The following is a 14,987-nucleotide window of genomic DNA, read 5'->3' on the forward strand; positions in this document are numbered from 1 at the left end:
CCGAGGGCCACCGTGGACGGCGGGAAAGGCCGTGCTGGGCGCTCAGTGGATTCCGGACCGGCGCAGCGGCCGGTGCGATCGAAAGCCGGCGGGAAGTGACCCGCATCAGCGGCAAGAAGGCCGCTCGACATCTCCGGAGTCGGTCTCAGCGATCCGGCAGAAGGCCGCGCTGGCGTGCTCGACGGAAACCACGGTAGCACCGAGCACCGACACGTCAACCCGCCGTGACCCCTCGGGCCGGGGCGGGGCGGCCGGCTGCCGGCCGGTGTGGGAGGACTTTCTGTACATCTATCAAGGCGGCCCTTGACGGGCCGCACGCGCCGCCGCCTGGGCGCGCGTCCGTCGCTCCGCTGGCGCTCCGACTCCGGCCACGCAACACGCCCGGCGGCTGGCGCGGACAGCGGGAAGCCCGGAGGGCCGCCGCATGACGACAGCCCGTGTCCGGCAAGGCTGGTGGGCCGGCAGCCGGCCGAGCCGCGCGGCCAGCACCCGCGGCGTGAGGGAGCGCACGCCGGGTCCGTCGGCGAGCTGGCTGCGGGCGCGGGGTTGCGGTTACTGCGCCTCCGGCGGGGGCGCTCCGGCTCCAGGATGGCCGGGGCACCGTCGGCGGGGCACGGTCCGTGGGTGGTTGCGGTAGGCCATCCCGCCCCCCGTCGACCCGGGCAAGCCGAGCAGACCACCGCCCGACCCGCCAGCGTCCGCACGAGCCGTCAAGGCCGTCTTGACGTGGCGGGCCGGGCGGCGGCCCGCTCCCCAGGAGGGCGGGTCGACGGCAGACGGGATGGCAAGGTAGGGCTCCCTGCTCGCGCGAGGCTTGCTCAGGTGCTAGGCGGGTTTTGGCCGCGCCGCCATACCTCACCTTGGACGGCATGACGCTCTGCCGCGTACCGTTCTTGCGTAGACCTGGCATCGCGGGCCGAAGCCGAGTCCTCGGGCGAGGAGAGACGCTTCCGGTCACGCCAGGCAACGACGACGAACGCCGCGATCAGTACCACGGCGAACGCTATGAGGGACACCACCAGCGGCTTCATGCCATCGACGCTACGGCATACGCGCCAGAAACGCCTTCGCCTCAGCCTGGCCGACTGGTTGGGTGACCAACTAGGTGACGACCGGCGCGGCCAACGCTGGACGCTCATGGACAGGAACGGACCGTTCGAGCAGTTCACCCCTACTACTCGCCCAGCTCATCGACGGCTGATCATTCCTTCACACCGAAGAGGTCATTCGACGAACGTGCCATCCGGCATCATGATCTCGTCGCGCACCAGCGGAACGAACGCCGACCAGCCCCCGTCATCCACGGCCACCCCCATGCGGATACGCCCATCGCCGTCATCGACGGCATAACTGACCACGCTGTACCGCTTGCCGTCCTCGCCGACGACCTGGCGTACGTCCTTGTCGTCGAGCATCGCGCGCCACTCGCCATAGCTGACGCGTTGCCAATCAGCCAGACGTGCATCGGCGAGCCGCGCTGCTGTCTCCTTGTTCAGCCCCACGTACTCAGCCTCTCACCCAAACGACGCCCGCCCTCGATTACGTGCCCGATGCGTGCCCGATGCAGGGGTGAACACGAGCCAACGTCGGCATCGCGACGGCCACAACCCGAACCCTCCGTGTTCCTCTATCGGGCGATGCGGCTACCCAGCGTGTAGATCAATCCGATTCCCAAGCTGACAGTCGAGGTGGCCTGGCGCGGGTCGGGCAGCAACCAAGCAGCAGGAAGGCAGCGCCAGCGTCGATGCGGGTCAACCTCGACCGTGAACCGACGGCGTCCGGCACCTGCTCGTTGACGCTGTTTGTCACCGCCTGACAGCAGCCGACAGCATGGGACCGCATCCCCCCGACGGGGGTCGGTGTTGGGTGTTCGTCTGGGCGACGGCCCGGACGGTGTGCCCAGGGGTGTCGCCTGCGGCGCAGTTGTAGGGGTTTGGCGCGGATACTGGCGGGGTGGAGGAGAAGCAGGCGACGGAGTTGACCCGGTGGACCATCCACGGCGAGCGGGTGGTGGACGACTCCCGCCGAGCGCGGTTGAGCATCGCCGAGGTGGAGTTGCCCGATGGGGTTCGCTTCGAGCAGTACGTGATCCGGGCTCCCCGGTCGGCCATGGTCGCCGTACTCGACGATCGAGAGCGCCTTTTGTTGCTGCGGCGGCACCGGTTCGTGTTCGACCGGTGGGTGTGGGAGCTGCCCGGCGGCTACGTCGACGACGAGGAGCAGCCGGCGCGGTGCGCGGTACGGGAGGTCGAGGAGGAGACCGGCTGGCGGCCCCAGGCGGTGGAGCCGTTGCTGTCCTTCCAACCGTGGGTCGGCACTGCGGATGCCGAGAATCTGCTGTTCCTGGCCCGGCAGGCTGAGCACATCGGCGCACCCGTGGACGTGAACGAGGCTGAGCAGGTCGCCTGGATACCGCTCGATGAGGCGTACGGGCTGGTGTCCCGGGGTGAGATTGTCGGTGCCGGCACGGTGATCGCGGTGCTGGAGTTGGTGGCGCGTAAGGCCCGGGGTGAGCTGTGATGGTCAGCGTCGTGGGCCGAGGGTGGCGTCGATGCGGCGGGTGAAGTGCCGGACGGCGGGTAGTCGCCGGTGTGGGGCGAGTTGGGTTTGCAGGTCGCGGAGGTAGCGGACGGCTCTGGCGGAGCGTAGCTGGGTGGTCAGGGTGAGGGCCTCTGCGCCGATGGTGCAGGCCCGGTCGGGTTCGCCCTGTTGGGCGTGGACGCTGGCGAGCAGGGCGAGGTTGAAGGCTCTACCGCGTACGTAGCGGTTGTCCATTCGTAGGGATCGGGCGGCGAAGCGTTCGGCGTGGGTGTTGCGGCCGAGGGCGTGGAAGCAGTGGCCGAACTTGGCCGATAGGTATGCCTCGTCGAAGTAGCTGAGCCATTGCGGGTCGGTGCTGCGGTCGGCCCGGTCGAGGGCTTGTTCTGCCTGGTGCAGGGCGGCGGCGCAGGCCCGTTCGTTGTTGGCTTTGGCCAGGGCGTGGGCTTGCATGACGTGGGCTTCGGCGGCCAGGACGGGGATCCCGGCGCGGCGGGCGGTCTGGCCGGCCGCGCGGGCGAGGTCGAGGCCGGTGGCGGTGTGGCCGAGGTAGGTGGCCTGGTGGCTCATCGCGGCGAGGATCTCCGCGCCGAGGCCGTCGTCTCCGGCGGCGTGGGCGAAGTCCAGGGCGAGGGTGAGGTACCGCTGGGCGATGCCGTGCTCGGCGGTGTCGTATGCCTGCCAGCCGGCGAGTTGGGCCAGTTCGGCGGCGGCGCTGAGCAGCCGTTGGCCGGTGGGGTGGTCGTAGCGGCCGTCGGTGAGCAGCGGGGTCACCTCCTGGTGGAGGTAGCGGGCCACGGTGTCGCGGGCGTGCCCGCCGCCGTACTGGTTGTCCAGCTGGCGGTAGGTCGCGGTCATCGCGCGGATGGTGTCAATCTCCGGTTGACCGACCGTGCTGCGTCCGGGTTGGGCGACCGGGGACGGGTCGGGTGCGGTGAACCAGCGCAGCGCCGGCAGGGTGTAGCCGGCGGAGCTGAAGGCCGCCTGTCGGAGTACGTCTCGACGGTTCACGTCACCTCGCCAAAGCTCTGCGGCACTGCGTACGTCGTCTTGCCAGGTCCGGTTGACCGGTAGGTCGCTGGGCCGTCCGGGGGTGCGCCGGCCGGGGTCGGCCGGCGGCGCGGCCTGCCGGGGTGCCAGGCCCATCGTGGTCCGCGCCTGGTCGGGCATCCGGCATCCGTCGGCGATTCGCTCCAGGACGTCGATCGAGGTGACCTTGCGTCCGGCCATGATCCGGCTGACGTAGCCCTGTTCCAGCCCGACGGCGGCCCCGATCCGGCTCTGACTCGCCCCGGTGAGGCGGGTGATCCAGCGGAACAGCCCGCCGATGTCGCGGGCGGCCAGGGCGGTCAGCACCTCGCCGTGCGACCACGCATCCTCTGGTATTCGCAGCGGATCGAGCAGCACGGCGGCTCCCAGCGTCGCGTTCCGACTACTCAAGGTGTTCAGGTCGACAGCCTAGGGCGACCATTCGCGCTGGTCGAGCCGTCCCATGTCACCGTGACATGGCCGCTGGCCATGGAGCGGCCCGTCGACGGACGGGATGGTCGGCGCATGTCCTTCGATGTCGAGAACCCGCCCGTGGAGCCACCCGACGAGTGCCAGCACCGCCTGCTGTGGCGACTGGCCCGCGCCCTCTGGGAGGCCCACCGGCCCGATAGCTTCGGCTTCTGCGTGGTCGCTGGCTGCTGGCACACGAACCAACGCGACCCCTGCCGGCTGGCCCAACTCGCCCAGGAGGGGATGAGAACCGCCTGCGGCGAAGCCACCCCCGCCTCGCCGCCCTGGATCGCCGTCACCCGCGAGCGCCTGGCAGCCGGGGATATCGACCCTGTGGACGCCGTCGCCGAAGTCCTCTGGCACCGCCGCCACACCCGCAGGGCAGGGCGGTGACCGATGGGAGCCATCTACACCTCGGCAGCCTTCCGGGAGTACGCCAAGACGCAGGTGACCCATGCGGACATCCTGCTGACCAAGCACGCCGAGTCGGCCCTGAGCCTGTGCCGCTGCGGCCGAATCCACCCCTGTGACGACCGCCAGCACTGGCTACGCATGCGCGCCCACTTCGGGCGGTTCCTCGTCGACGAGCAGTACAGCAGCGAAGTACAGCAACCCCGCCCACCGAGCCCAACCCCGAGCGACCCCAGCAGGCCGGATGACCTCGGATGACACCCGATCCGACCGGCCTGCCGAGAGTTCGGGACGAAGAGGTCGTCGGTTCGAATCCGGCCACCCCGACCAGGTAAGAGGGCACATCCCATCGATGGATGTGCCCTCTGGTGTTTCCGTACAGCAGTGGCTAGCGCGAACTCTCACCGAGGCGCTCGGGCGTAGCCGACCACGGTGTACCGCTTGCCGTCCCCGCCCACGACCAGGCGGCCCGAGCCACGTGGACAAGGCCGAGCGTGGTGTGCGGTCGCTGGAGCGGGTGTCGACGTCGACCGGGCGGCTCGCCGTCGGCGGACGGCATCAGCGGCACGTCGGTGCCGCTGGCACACCGGTGACCAGTGACCGGACCGACCACCGAGTGACGGCTCGTCTGCTCAGCCGCGCAGGTAGGCGAGCACAGCCAGCACCCGGCGGTGCCCGTCGGTGGCGGTCGGTAGATCCAGCTTGGTGAAGATGTTGCCGATGTGCTTGTTCACCGCCGCGTCGCTGATGTGCAGCCGGGCGCCGATCGTCGCGTTCGAGCGTCCCTCGGCCATCAGCGCCAGCACCTCCTGCTCGCGGGGGCTCAGCCGTTGCAACGGGTGCTGACGGCGGCGGAGCAACTGCCGGACGACGTCCGGGTCGACCACCGTCGCGCCCGCTGCGACCTGCTCGACCGCGGACACGAAGTCGGCGACCGCCCCCACCCGGTCCTTGAGCAGGTAGCCGACGCCGGTGCCGTCGGCCGAGTCGAGCAGCTTCGCCGCGTACGACTGCTCGACGTACTGGCTGAGCACGAGGACCGGCAGGCCGGGAATCGTCTCGCGCAGCGCGACGGCGGCGCGCAGCCCGTCGTCGGCGTGCCGCGGCGGCATCCGTACGTCGGTGATGAGCACGTCCGGCGGGTCGGCGCGGACCGCGGTGACGACGGCGTCGGCATCGGCGACCGCGGCGATCGTCTCGTGACCGAAGCGGGCCAGGAGGCTGACGAGGCCCTCGCGCATCAGGGGCGAGTCCTCGGCGACGACTATCCGAAGGGGCATGGGATCTCCACGTGGATCAGGGTCGGGCCGCCGGGAGGGCTGGACACCCGCAACCGGCCGTCCAGGACGCCGACGCGGTCGGCGAGCCCGGTCATGCCGCTGCCACCCGCTGGGTCGGCACCACCGACGCCGTTGTCGATGATCTCGAGGGTCAGCACATCGGCGTGGTGCCGCCCCGTGATGTGCGCGCTCGTCGCCCGGCTGTGCTTGGCGATGTTCGCCATCGCCTCGGTGACGACGTAGTACGCCGTGAGTTCCACCGGCTGCGGCAGGCGGGTCGCCAGCCGGACGTCCACCGTGACGGGAACGGGGAACCGGCTGGCGTTCTCCTCGATCGCCGCGACGAGCCCGTTGTCGGCGAGCACCTGCGGGTTGAGGCCGTGCACGAGGTCACGCAACTCCGCGAGGGCCACCGACAGCTGCTCCTGGGCCTCACCCAGCCGGTCGTACAGAGGTGACTCGGGCGCCACGTCCAGACGCATCAGGCCGAGCGCCATGCTGAGCGAGACCAGCCGCTGCTGGGCGCCGTCGTGCAGGTCGCGCTCGATCCGGGCACGCTCGGCCGCGAACGCGCCGACGAGCCGGGCCCGGGACCGGTGCACCTCGATCAGCTGCTCACCGAGCTCCGCGTCGCGCGGCGCGAGGATGGTGCGGGTCAGCGCGGCCCGCGCGCCGGCCCAGGACGTGACCGGATACGGCCAGCTCAGCAGTAGCAGGACGCCGACGACCGCCCACGGCCAGGCCGACGGGTCGTCCGCCGGCGCGGTGATGCAGAACCAGGGCAGGACGAAGGCGAACGACAGCACCAGCACGTCGAGCCACCACAGCGCGGTGAGCGACACGAACGTGAAGGCCAGCTCCCGCCACGTGGCCGGCTCGGCGAGCCGGGTACGCAGCCAGGCCCGGAGCCCGGGTCCGGGCGGTGCCCGGTGCGGGTCGGGGGTGGCGTCGGTGTCGACGAGGCGCAGCCGCCAGCGTTCCAGCCGGGCCACGACCAGTCCGGAGAACGCGACGGCGAGCAGCACCAACGCGCCGACCAGGAAGACCAGCGACACCACGCCGGCCGCGATCACCACGGCGAGCACGCCGATCGCCAGCGCCCCCAGCACCACGCCGGAGATCAGGTAGACGAGCGCGCGCCACGGCCAGCGCGACACGAGGAAACCGAACGGGCGCTGAGCCATGGCCTGCCAGGCGGTCCGGTTTTGCACGCACCGACCGTAGGGGTTCGGCGGGGTAGTGCTGGCTCCACCCCCGGGTGTAGAGCCTCGGTCAGTGCGCGCGCCGCTGCCCCTCGGGTCGTATTGTCACCATGACGACGACGCCTCAGGCCGCCATTTCGGCGGCGGTGCAACTGACCACCGTGCGCAAGACGTACGGAACCGGCGAACGGGCCGTCACCGCCCTTGACGGGGTGTCGATCGGCTTCGCCGCCGGCACGTTCACCGCCGTCATGGGGCCCTCCGGCTCCGGTAAGTCCACCCTGCTGCAGTGCGCGGCCGGGCTCGACCAACCCACCTCCGGCCAGATCCACATCGCCGGCCAGGACATCGGCGCCATGGACGAGGGACGCCGCACCGTACTGCGCCGCGAGCACATCGGATTTGTCTTCCAGGCCTTCAACCTGGTCGCCTCGCTGACCGCCGCGCAGAACGTCGAACTGCCGGTCCGCTTCTCCGGTAAGCGCGTCGACCGGGCCCAGGTCCGCGCCGCGCTGGCCCGGATGGGCCTGGCCGAGCGGGCCGGGCACCGGCCCAGCGAGCTCTCCGGCGGGCAGCAGCAGCGCGTCGCGCTGGCCCGGGCGTTGGTCACCCGTCCCGACGTCCTCTTCGCCGACGAACCGACCGGCGCCCTCGACACCGCCACCTCGCGCGAGGTGCTGCACCTGTTGCGGCGGCTCGTCGACCAGGAGTCGCAGACCACCATCATGGTCACCCACGACCCCGTCGCCGCCTCGTACGCCGACGTCGTGGTCTTCCTCAAGGACGGCCAGATCGCCGACCGGATCCTGCTGGACCGGGCGGCCCCTTCGAACCCGGCGCTGATCGCCGCGCACCTGACCCGGCTGGAGAACTGACATGCTGGCACTCGCCAACATCCGCGAGCACTGGCGCGGTTTCGTCGCCGCGTTCCTCGCGATCGCCCTCGGTGCCGCCCTGATCGGCGTCACGCTGATCGTGTACCACTCGGCCCGCCCCCAGGTACAGCCGCGCCTGGCCGGGGCCCCCGTCCTCGTCATTCCGCCGCAGGCGGTCAACGAGAGCGGGACCCCGAAGGACCGGGTGCCGTGGGGCGAGGCCGACGCCGCCACACTGGCCGACCGGCTGGCCGGCGTCGACGGGGTCGCGGGTACCGTCGTGGACCGCTCGTTCTACGCGCAGGCGTTCAAGGACGGCCGGCCGGTGGCCGACGACATGGCCGAGGATGCCGGCCACGGCTGGTCCAGCACCCGGCTCGCCCCGTACGCCCTGACGGCCGGCACCGCGCCCACGACGGCGGACGAGGTCGCGGTCGACGCCGCGCTCGGCGTCGCGCCCGGGGAGCGCCTGGAGGTGAACCTCGCCACCGGGCCGCGGCAGTTCAGGGTCTCCGGCACGGTCGACGGTCCCGGCTTCTTCTTCACCGACGCGCAGGCCGCACAACTCGACCCGGGTGTACGCACGATCGCCGTACTGCTCGAAAACCCCGCGGAGGCGGTCACCGTCGCCGAACGCGCCAGGGGTGTCGTCGGATCCGCCGGAGCGGTCGTTACCGGAGAGGAGCGCGCCGCGCTGGAACCGCAGTTCGTCGCGCACAAGCGGTTCCTCGGTACCCAACTGATCGCCGCGATGGCGATGCTCGCCCTGTTCGTGACGGTCTTCGTCGTCAGCGCCACGCTGGCGCTCGCCACGGCGCAGCGGCGCCGCGAGATCGGCCTGCTGCGCACGATCGGTGCCCACCCCAAGCAGATCCGCGCGATGATCCTCGGTGAGGCGGCCGTCGTCGGCCTGCTCGGCGCGGTGGTCGGCAGTCTGCTGGCGGTGCTGCTCGCGCCGCTGATGAAGGCGGTCCTGGTGCGGCTGGACGTGACGCCGCCCGGCTTCGCGATCGAGGTGGCGGCGTGGCCGCTGCTGACCGCCACCGCGATCGGCACGGGCGTGGCCGTTGTCGGCGCGTGGGCGGCGAGCCGGATGGCCGCGAAGGTGGCACCGGTGGAGGCGCTGCTCGGCGCCCAGGTGGAGAAGCGGCCGATGACGCGGGCGCGGTGGGTCTTCGGCCTGCTGGCCGCGGGACTCGGGGCGCTGCTCGCGGTCGTGACCGCGGTCACCGGGGCCGACGACCGGATCAACACGGCGTTGGGCGCGGCGATGACACTCATCGTGGCGGCGGCGCTGCTCGCGCCCGTGATCATCGGACCGGCCGTGCGGGCGCTCACCGCGCCGATCACCCGACGGTCCACGTCGGCCGGTCCGATGCTGGTCCGCGCCGAGCTGCTCAACGCCACCCGGCGGGCCGCCGCCACCGCCGCACCGATCATCGCCGCGGTCGGGTTCGCGGTGCTCATCAGCGGCATGGTGGAGACGATGCGGACGGCGTACCCGGCGGGCGAGACGAAGAAGCTGGCCGGCCAGGTGCTCATCGAGCCCGACGGCACACCCGGCCTGAGCGACGCGGTGGTCGGAGAGATTCCGGTCGGCAAGGCGGCGCTGCCCACCCGCGTCTTCCTCCACCGGCCCGGGCACGGCGTTACCGTGATCGACGCGCTGGGCTCCCGCGACCCGCGCTGGGACAAGCCGGGCGAGGCCGTCCTGGGCGAGGGCACGGCGAAGTTGTTCGGGCTCAGCGCGGGCCAGACCGTTGACGTCCGGTTCGTGGACGGGAAGACCGAGAGGGTCCGCATCTCCCAGGTCCTGCCGGACGACCCCGGGCGCGGCGCCTTCGTCCTCCCTCGTCAGCTGGTCCGGTCACACGACCGGGCGGCGCTCACCGACACCATCTTCGTCCCGCAGGCGAACGCGCCGATGACGGTGGCGGCCGGCGCCTCGCTGCACGACGCCGAGAGCTACGCCCGGGCGGACTACAACACCGACGCCCGCCTCACCACCAGCCTCGCGATGATGCTGATCGTGGTGGCGGTCGGGTACAGCGGACTCGCGGTCGCCAACAGCATGGCGATGGCGGCATACGGCCGGAAGGCCGACTTCGCGGTCATGAGGTCGGCCGGTGGCACCGTGCGGCAGCTGATGACCTTCGCGGTCGGCGAGACGGTCCTCGTGGCCGGCATCGGGGTGGCACTCGGGCTCCTCGTGACCCTGCCCCCGCTGGCCGGTATGGCGGCAGGCCTGTCGGAGGTCACCGGCGCGGACATCTCCATCCAGCTCAACGGGGGCGTGGTCGCCCTGGCGATTGTCGGCTCGCTGCTCACGGCGACCGTCGCGAGCGCCGCGGTCACCTGGCGGGTCATCCGGCCCCGCACGGCGGTGACCGGCTGACAGTGGCCGGTCCGACACACCGGAGCCGTGGCTCACGGGTAGCGCGAGCCACGAGCGAGCCGGGGGCCCCTCCGTGGAGGGGCCCCCGGCTCGTGGTCGGAACCGCCGCGGCCGGTGGCCGACGAGGCCGGACCGGTGGTCGCGGCGGCGCGTCAGAGGGGCCGGTTCGGCTCGCTGACCGGGCCGCCCGGGTAGGTGGTGGTGTCCGGCGCGGGCCGGTCGATCTCGGTGACCACGTAGTCCCGCTCGGTGGCGTCGGCCACGCGGTCGTCGTCGCTGGAACGGTGCTTCACGTCGGCCAGGCCGGAGGCACCCGCCCGGCCACTGTCACCCTGGGACGCCGCGGCGTGCGCGACACCGGGCGTGCCCACGCCGAGTCCCTCGCCGATTGAGCCCCGCCACGCGCCGGTCTCGACGCCCCGGGACTCGATGAAGCTCTTGAACTTCTCCAGGTCGGACTCGGCCTGCTTCTCGACGATGTCCAGCTTGTCGCCGGCCTTCTCGACCAGCCCCTCCGGCTCGTACTCCAGGTGCAGCCGGACCCGAGTGCGGCCGGTGCCCACGGGCTGGAAGTAGACCGCACCGGCATTGGTCGCGCCCTCGGTCGCCGCCCAGGCCACCTTCTCGTCCGGCACCTGCTCCAGGACCGTCGCGTCCCACTCCCGCCGGACCCCGGCGATCCGGGCGACCCAGTGCATACGCCGGTCGTCGAGCTGGCGCACCTCCTGCACGCCACCCATGAAACGGGGGAACTCCTCGAACTGCGTCCACTGGTTGTAGGCGGTGCTGACCGGCACATCGACTTCGATCGACTTGTCGACCACGGTAGTCATGGCACTCCTCCTCGTTCCGGTCGAGCCTCCCCTGGGATGGGGAGGAAGCCGTCCTTGTCCACCTGGATCCGTACCCCCGGATTCTCGGCTCAACCACGAATGCCGGAGCCGGCCGCCGTCCGGGTTGGACGAGGGCACCCTCCGCGCCGCGAACACGCCACCGGCCTCCCGGGTGCCGCGCCCCCGGGTCGGGGCGAGCAGTCGGGTTGGCGCAGGCTGGCGGGTACGCGACGTCCGGACGATGTTGTCGCGGGCGGAGGCCCGCCGGGCGCCGGTGGCCATCGCGGACAGTCGTCGGTTGATCGATCCGCCTGGCATTGTTGACGGCATGGCCGCCCTGCTCCGATCCCGTCTGACCCACTGGACCGTCTCCGTACCCGTCATCGCGGTCGTGCTGCTCGTGCTCACCTGGGGCCGTGATCTCGCGGGGATCGTGGTCGCGGTGGTCGCCGCCCTCCTGGCCGGCGCGGTCCTGGCGGCCGTACACCACGCCGAGGTGGTCGCGCACAAGGTCGGTGAGCCGTACGGCTCGCTGGTGCTCGCGGTCGCGGTCACGGTGATCGAGGTCGCGCTGATCGTGACCCTGATGATCAGTGGCGGCGACAAGGCTCAGGCGCTGGCCCGGGACACCGTCTTCGCCGCCGTCATGATCACCTGCAACGGCATCCTCGGCCTGTCCCTGCTGCTCGGCGCCCTCCGCCGCCGGGTGGCGGTGTTCAATCCCGAGGGCACCGGCGGCGCGCTGGCCACCGTCGCCACCCTCGCCACCCTCAGCCTGGTGGTGCCCTCCTTCACCACCAGCCGGCCCGGCCCCGAGTTCTCCCCCGCCCAACTCGCCTTCGCCGCGGTGGCGTCGCTCGCGCTCTACGGGCTCTTCGTCATGGTGCAGACCGGCCGGCACCGGGACTACTTCCTCCCGGTCACCAGCGACGGGAGCATCGTCGACGCGGACGGCGACGGGCACGCCGACCCGCCCTCGACGCGTACCGCGCTGGCGAGCCTCGCCCTGCTGCTCGTCTCGCTGATCGCCGTGGTGGGGCTGGCGAAGGGCGTCTCCCCGGCCATCGAGTCCGCCGTCGCCGCCGCGAACCTGCCGCAGGCCTTCGTCGGCGTGGTCATCGCACTGCTCGTCCTGCTTCCCGAGACCCTCGCCGCCGCCCGGGCCGCCCGGCGCGACCGGGTGCAGATCAGCCTCAACCTCGCCCTCGGCTCCGCCATGGCCAGCATCGGTCTCACCATCCCGGCGATCGCCATCGCCTCCATCTGGCTGGACGGGCCACTGCTGCTCGGTCTGGGCGGCACCCAGCTGACGCTGCTGGCGCTGACCACGGTGACCGGCGTGCTCACCGTCGTCCCCGGCCGGGCGACCGTGCTCCAGGGCGGGGTGCACCTGGTGCTGCTCGCGGCGTTCGTCTTCCTCGCCGCGAGCCCCTGACGGACAGCGGTCGCGCCCCGTTTCGGCAGGCGGCCGGGGCGACCACGCGGACTGGCGGCCACCCGGATCGAGGCGGCGACAGGAGGCACCGCGGTACGAGGACGAGACGCGCGTCCCACCCCGCACGTCCATCAACCGCAGCGCCGGTCAGTCGTGGCGCTCGGTGCGCTCGATCTCGGCGAACGCCGCGCCCAGGTAGCTCTCGACCGGCTGGCCGGTCGCCGCCAGCAGGTCGACGACGAGCAGCGGGGCGTGCCGGGCGACCGCAGCCGGATCGGGCGGGGAGTCGTCGCCGTCCGGGTCGTACACGCCGAGCGCCCCGGCCAGCAGGACCAGCATCACGTGCGGGTCGACGTCCGGCTGCCACGAGCTGGCCGACCGGACGGAGCGCTCCAGCACCCGCCGCACGTCGTCGGAGTCCAGCCCGTCCGGGTGGGCCTCCTCCAGCAGCAGCCGCACCACCGAGCCGAGGACCACTCCGGAGCGTTCCGTGGTGGCCAGCCGCGCGGTCGACAGGTCGTACGCCTCGATGTCGCGGCTCCGGGCCGCCTCGACGGCCTCGGTCGCGGCGAGGGCGATCTCGCGGGCCGGGGCGGGCAGGTGTCGCCAGGTCACACTCACCTGGCCAGCATGGCAGAGCCGGCCGACACGAGACGCGGGCGATGCGGGCGACCGTCGACGCGACGAGCAGCCGGGTGCGGGGAGGAGTGGACCGCCCCGGGGGAGGTTCGTCGGCTCCCGGTGCGAAGGAGCCGCCGTCCTTCCCCCGGGGCGGTCGGATGACGAGCCGGCGCCCACCCCTCAGGGTGCCGGCCGCCAGGACCACGCCGGACGCGGACGGGTCGTCCGGCGTGTGGTCAGCAGGACGTGTAGCTGCCGCTGCTACCCCAGGAGCAGGAGTCGATCGCTGTGCCGGCGGAGTTGCGCAGGTACGCGGCGTCCCCGCTGTTGTTCCAGATGTACGCGCCGGAACCCCAGTACCGGTGGGTCGAGCTGTTGGTGCCCCTGCCGGTGTGGATGTAGACGCTCGCGCCGGCGACGAGCCGGAAGTCGCCGGAGAACTTGTACACGTGGTTGGACCTGTCGCGCAGCGTCCAGTACTTCAGGTTGATGGCCGTGCTGCGCCGGTTGGTCAACCGGACGTACTCGGCGTTGAGGCTGCTGTTGGAGCCGGTGTCGCTGCCAGGCGAGTTGTAGTAGACCTTGGTGATCTGAACGGCCGGGGTCGCGGCCTGCGCCGGAGCGGCGACGGCGAGCGCACCGACGGTGGCCGCGAGCGCCACGGCGGATCCGATGAGCCTGTGCTTCACACGTTCCCCCACACGGTTGCCGGAAAGTGCGCCGAGGCTATCCTTGCCGGACGGCAATAGTGGACCCCCGGAAAGTCTTCGTTCGCCACCACATCTGTGAATCCCGTGCACGGGATGCGGTCACATCCGGGCGGTCGGCCGCCCGGCGGCTGCGACAGGTCATCGCGGAACCAGCCGTCCGTCGTGCTCACCCACCGACCGGCGGGGGAGCCAGCCCGGTCAGCCGACGCCGCTGCCGAGGGTCGGTCAGAAGCCGCAGGTGATGCCGGCCGCGTGACTGACCTGCACGGTGTGCGTCACACAACCCTCCCGCTCGACGGCGTGCAGCAGGAAGGCGGTCGGCTCGTCGACCCAACCGATCTCCTCGTCGGGGCTCATGGTCAGCGATGCCTGCCGCCAGGTGCTGGGCGCGACGGTGAGCACGGTGCCGGCGAAGGCCGTGGTGACCGGGCGGTGCAGGTGGCCGGTGGCGACGCGTACCACGTGGGGGTGCCGGCGGATCACCTCGGCGAGGGCGTCGCCGTCGGCGAGCCGGATGGCGTCGGCGGCCGGGATGCCGACGGCGACCGGCGGGTGGTGCAGGAACACCACCGCCGGTACGTCGCGTCGGCCCGCGAGCACGCCGTCGAGCCAGCCGAGCTGGTCGTCACCGAGCCGACCGCCGTTCTCCCCGGGCACGAGCGAGTCCAACGCGACGACGGTCAGCTCGGGATGGTCGACGTGGTAGTAGGCGGAGAACCCGCCACCGAGGAACGGCGTGCCGCCGAAGGCGTCGAGCAGGGACTCCCGGTCGTCGTGGTTGCCGGTCACCAGATGCACCGGCAACGGGTAGCGGCCGAGCACCTCGCGCAGCGCGGCGTACTCGTCGGGGCGGCCCTGGTCGGCCAGGTCCCCGGAGATCACCACGCAGTCGGGGCGGGGCCGCAGGGCCAGCACCCGGCCGAGCGCCCGGTGAAGGCCGGCGGCGGGTGCTGCGGCAAGCACGCCGGTGGTCAGATGGGGGTCACTCAGCTGGGCGACGAGCATGGCTCCTCCAGTGCGACCGGGACTATCACGCTATCGCGCCCACGTGTCCCGCGTGGCCCGCTCGGGCCACCCACAGGCCCCGTCCACAACCTGTGGATGAAACATGTGTACGAACACCGTGATCTTGGCATGGGCGACGCTCCGGGCACTGAGTACGCTTGACCGCAGCCTCGCCGCCGGCC

The 14,987-nt window shown here is 71.9% G+C and carries 14 protein-coding genes and 1 pseudogene; 6 read left to right on the forward strand and 9 right to left on the reverse strand.

Annotated features, from left to right (window positions below; genetic code table 11):
- Positions 1-818: 818 nt before the first annotated feature.
- Both E1165_RS15110 and E1165_RS15115 read right to left on the reverse strand, forming a co-directional pair.
- Positions 819-1,031: a hypothetical protein gene (locus tag E1165_RS15110; RefSeq protein WP_132391903.1), complete on the reverse strand. Its 213-nt coding sequence runs from the start codon at positions 1,029-1,031 to the stop codon at positions 819-821.
- A gap of 192 nt (positions 1,032-1,223) precedes the next feature.
- Positions 1,224-1,502, reverse strand: a complete 279-nt coding sequence (locus E1165_RS15115; protein WP_132391905.1) for a hypothetical protein — start codon at positions 1,500-1,502, stop codon at positions 1,224-1,226.
- Between the two features lie 451 nt (positions 1,503-1,953).
- Here E1165_RS15115 and E1165_RS15120 point away from each other — a divergent pair, with 451 nt between their 5' ends.
- Positions 1,954-2,520, forward strand: a complete 567-nt coding sequence (locus E1165_RS15120) for an NUDIX hydrolase (protein ID WP_132391907.1) — start codon at positions 1,954-1,956, stop codon at positions 2,518-2,520.
- 3 nt (positions 2,521-2,523) lie between these two features.
- Here E1165_RS15120 and E1165_RS15125 read toward each other — a convergent pair whose 3' ends face one another.
- A complete protein-coding gene (locus E1165_RS15125; RefSeq protein WP_132391909.1) occupies positions 2,524-3,945 on the reverse strand; it encodes a helix-turn-helix domain-containing protein in 1,422 nt (473 codons plus the stop codon).
- A gap of 147 nt (positions 3,946-4,092) precedes the next feature.
- On the opposite strand from E1165_RS15125, the gene E1165_RS15130 reads away from it, so the two are divergent.
- Together E1165_RS15130 and E1165_RS15135 are read left to right on the forward strand one after the other, a co-directional pair.
- Complete coding sequence (locus tag E1165_RS15130) at positions 4,093-4,431, forward strand: hypothetical protein (RefSeq protein ID WP_132391911.1); 339 nt, start codon at positions 4,093-4,095, stop codon at positions 4,429-4,431.
- 3 nt (positions 4,432-4,434) lie between these two features.
- Positions 4,435-4,707: a hypothetical protein gene (locus E1165_RS15135; RefSeq protein ID WP_132391913.1), complete on the forward strand. Its 273-nt coding sequence runs from the start codon at positions 4,435-4,437 to the stop codon at positions 4,705-4,707.
- A gap of 374 nt (positions 4,708-5,081) precedes the next feature.
- On the opposite strand, the gene E1165_RS15140 is transcribed toward E1165_RS15135, so the two are convergent.
- Positions 5,082-5,729, reverse strand: a complete 648-nt coding sequence (locus tag E1165_RS15140; protein WP_132391915.1) for a response regulator transcription factor — start codon at positions 5,727-5,729, stop codon at positions 5,082-5,084.
- A complete protein-coding gene (locus tag E1165_RS15145) occupies positions 5,714-6,913 on the reverse strand; it encodes a sensor domain-containing protein (RefSeq protein ID WP_132391959.1) in 1,200 nt (399 codons plus the stop codon). The genes E1165_RS15140 and E1165_RS15145 overlap by 16 nt, the downstream gene beginning before the upstream one ends.
- Positions 6,914-7,077: 164 nt before the next feature.
- Between E1165_RS15145 and E1165_RS15150 the strand changes: the two genes are divergently transcribed.
- Both E1165_RS15150 and E1165_RS15155 read left to right on the forward strand, forming a co-directional pair.
- Positions 7,078-7,806, forward strand: coding sequence for an ABC transporter ATP-binding protein (locus E1165_RS15150; protein WP_207916899.1), 729 nt, complete (start codon positions 7,078-7,080; stop codon positions 7,804-7,806).
- Between the two features lies 1 nt (position 7,807).
- A complete protein-coding gene (locus E1165_RS15155) occupies positions 7,808-10,201 on the forward strand; it encodes an ABC transporter permease (protein ID WP_132391919.1) in 2,394 nt (797 codons plus the stop codon).
- A 386-nt stretch (positions 10,202-10,587) separates the two neighbouring features.
- Here the strand turns inward: E1165_RS15155 and E1165_RS15160 are convergent.
- A pseudogene (locus E1165_RS15160) lies at positions 10,588-11,034 on the reverse strand (SRPBCC family protein); the annotation flags it as partial.
- A gap of 328 nt (positions 11,035-11,362) precedes the next feature.
- Between E1165_RS15160 and E1165_RS15165 the strand changes: the two are divergent.
- Positions 11,363-12,469 (forward strand): calcium:proton antiporter, encoded by a 1,107-nt coding sequence (locus E1165_RS15165; RefSeq protein WP_207916900.1) that lies wholly within the window; start codon positions 11,363-11,365, stop codon positions 12,467-12,469.
- A 147-nt stretch (positions 12,470-12,616) separates the two neighbouring features.
- Here the strand turns inward: E1165_RS15165 and E1165_RS15170 are convergent, their stop codons facing one another.
- The 3 genes from E1165_RS15170 to E1165_RS15180 form a co-directional block, all read right to left on the reverse strand.
- Positions 12,617-13,090 (reverse strand): hypothetical protein, encoded by a 474-nt coding sequence (locus tag E1165_RS15170; RefSeq protein ID WP_132391923.1) that lies wholly within the window; start codon positions 13,088-13,090, stop codon positions 12,617-12,619.
- Between the two features lie 236 nt (positions 13,091-13,326).
- Positions 13,327-13,779 carry a lamin tail domain-containing protein gene (locus E1165_RS15175; protein ID WP_132391925.1) on the reverse strand — a complete coding sequence of 151 codons (453 nt, stop codon included), beginning with the start codon at positions 13,777-13,779 and terminating at the stop codon, positions 13,327-13,329.
- Positions 13,780-14,025: 246 nt separating this feature from the next.
- Entirely contained in the window at positions 14,026-14,805 is a 780-nt protein-coding gene (locus E1165_RS15180) for a phosphodiesterase (RefSeq protein ID WP_132391927.1), read from the reverse strand.
- Between the last annotated feature and the right edge of the window lie 182 nt (positions 14,806-14,987).

This window comes from Micromonospora sp. KC723 (assembly GCF_004348595.1).
Classification (GTDB): Bacteria; Actinomycetota; Actinomycetes; order Mycobacteriales; family Micromonosporaceae; genus Micromonospora.

Bases quoted from the DNA above. Each gene is read 5' to 3' on its own strand.
- E1165_RS15110 (WP_132391903.1), bottom strand. From the start codon at position 1,031: ATGAAGCCGCTGGTGGTGTCCCTCATAGCGTTCGCCGTGGTACTGATC.
- E1165_RS15130 (WP_132391911.1), top strand. From the start codon at position 4,093: ATGTCCTTCGATGTCGAGAACCCGCCCGTGGAGCCACCCGACGAGTGC.
- E1165_RS15135 (WP_132391913.1), top strand. From the start codon at position 4,435: ATGGGAGCCATCTACACCTCGGCAGCCTTCCGGGAGTACGCCAAGACG.
- E1165_RS15140 (WP_132391915.1), bottom strand. From the start codon at position 5,729: ATGCCCCTTCGGATAGTCGTCGCCGAGGACTCGCCCCTGATGCGCGAG.
- E1165_RS15145 (WP_132391959.1), bottom strand. From the start codon at position 6,913: ATGGCTCAGCGCCCGTTCGGTTTCCTCGTGTCGCGCTGGCCGTGGCGC.
- E1165_RS15155 (WP_132391919.1), top strand. From the start codon at position 7,808: ATGCTGGCACTCGCCAACATCCGCGAGCACTGGCGCGGTTTCGTCGCC.
- E1165_RS15165 (WP_207916900.1), top strand. From the start codon at position 11,363: ATGGCCGCCCTGCTCCGATCCCGTCTGACCCACTGGACCGTCTCCGTA.
- E1165_RS15180 (WP_132391927.1), bottom strand. From the start codon at position 14,805: ATGCTCGTCGCCCAGCTGAGTGACCCCCATCTGACCACCGGCGTGCTT.